We start from the raw sequence: 1,785 nt of genomic DNA on the forward strand, positions 1-1,785 counted from the left end.
CGTAATTCTCATCTCCCAGAAATTTTTTTGAGAGCTGACACAATGAAGCGTCATCGTCAACAAAGAGTACTTTCCCTTTTTCCATTTAATCCTCACAAATATTTTTTAATTCATTGATTGCAGATAAAACAGCCAGTAAACTTGTTTTAGGATTTATTTTTGAAGGGTTATTTTCCACCCTTGTTGCTATTGTGCCAAAATCGCCGGATACAAATATTTCATGTACGTTCGTTTTTAAGCCCGGGTCAGCAAAAATTTTTACACGTGTTTTCCGAGGGCCTATACCAGAGAGAGAAAGGGAAGCAGCAACGTTTATGTTTTGAGGAAAAAGTTTTATGGCAGAACTTGTGGGTCCATCGTAGAGAAGTTTTCGCCGCGTAATGTTTCCACTGATACCCAGTGAAACCGGGGATTTTCTGCTGACCAGTAATACTTTTCTAATTTTATTAAATGATGCAGCTTTTATTGCATCAAGACCCGCTATCGCGCCTGATGGGAAAGATACTTTTAATTTTTTTTTACTTATTTTATGCTGAAGTTCAGGATATTTAATTAAAGCACCAGTGCTTAATATAAAAATGTTTGATTTCACAGGAGCAATACTTAAAATTTGTCTGACGGCATCACAACTTGCGCATTCTACAATTATGTCGGTATTGTTTATTGCTTCTTGTAAAGTACGGGTTAATAATGGGTTGTTTTTTTTAAGATAATTTTTTAAAATTTTTGCTTTTTCAAAGTTGATATCGTAAAGTTTTATTATTTTAGTGTTTTTTATTATGTTATTATCAACTGATTTGGCAATTTCAGTCCCGATTACACCACAGCCAATAATTGATAGTTTTTTCAATTTATTTTTCTACCAATATATTATCTATTAAACGCGCTTTACCTATGTAAATAGCAAGCAATATTCGTGCCGGGAGTTTAATGTTGTATTTATACTCTTTAAGTGTATCGTTATCACATATTTTTATGTATTCAATTTTTGAATTTGGGATTTTAAGTAAATATTTTCTAATTGAGGAAACAATTTTTTTTACCGAATATTCTCTGTTTTTTTTAATTGAATATTTTGCCATAACAAGTGACTTAAAAATGAGTTGAGATTTATTATGTTCATTTTTTTCTAAATAGCCATTTCTACTTGATAATGCAAGTCCGTCTTTTTCTCTTACGGTGGGACAGGGAACTATTTCAACAGGAAAATTCAGGTCAGTCTTTAATTTTTCAATTATTTTTAATTGCTGATAGTCCTTTTCACCGAAAAAGGCCTTATCAGGTAACACAATATTAAAAAGTTTTGAAACAACAGTCGCAACACCCATAAAGTGTCCAATTCTGTATTTGCCACATAGTATGTTTGACAATTTTCCAACATCTACCTGTGTAGAAAACCCTCCGGGGTATATATTTTCAACATTAGGGGCAAAAATGATATCAACCCCTTGGTCTAAACATATTTTTTTGTCTATAGAAAAAGGGCGGGGATACTTGGCATAATCTTCGTTAGGGGAAAATTGAATTGGATTAACAAAGATAGAGACAATAATAATGTCACAACTTTTTTTTGCTCTTTTAATAAGGGAAATATGGCCTGCGTGAAGTGCGCCCATGGTAGGTATTAAGCCAATGGTTTTACCTTTTTTCTTGAAACCTCTAACCGTTTTTTGAATCAAAAAAGGTGAACGAATAATTCTCATTGATTTTCTTTACTTTAATAATTTTATTTTATCAATATTTTATATTTTTTTCAATTATATAACATCCGGCATCACAACAACA

At 32.0% G+C, this 1,785-nt stretch carries 2 protein-coding genes; both read right to left on the reverse strand.

Annotation, left to right across the window (positions count from 1 at the left end):
• Positions 1–85 precede the first annotated feature (85 nt).
• A complete protein-coding gene (locus tag AB1349_13730) occupies positions 86–850 on the reverse strand; it encodes an aspartate dehydrogenase domain-containing protein (protein MEW6558386.1) in 765 nt (254 codons plus the stop codon).
• Position 851: 1 nt separating this feature from the next.
• Positions 852–1,703 carry a pantoate--beta-alanine ligase gene (panC, locus tag AB1349_13735; protein ID MEW6558387.1) on the reverse strand — a complete coding sequence of 284 codons (852 nt, stop codon included), beginning with the start codon at positions 1,701–1,703 and terminating at the stop codon, positions 852–854.
• Between the last annotated feature and the right edge of the window lie 82 nt (positions 1,704–1,785).

Source organism: Elusimicrobiota bacterium (assembly GCA_040757695.1).
Taxonomy (GTDB): domain Bacteria; phylum Elusimicrobiota; class UBA8919; order UBA8919; family UBA8919; genus JBFLWK01.

Bases quoted from the DNA above. Each gene is read 5' to 3' on its own strand.
- panC (MEW6558387.1), bottom strand. From the start codon at position 1,703: ATGAGAATTATTCGTTCACCTTTTTTGATTCAAAAAACGGTTAGAGGT.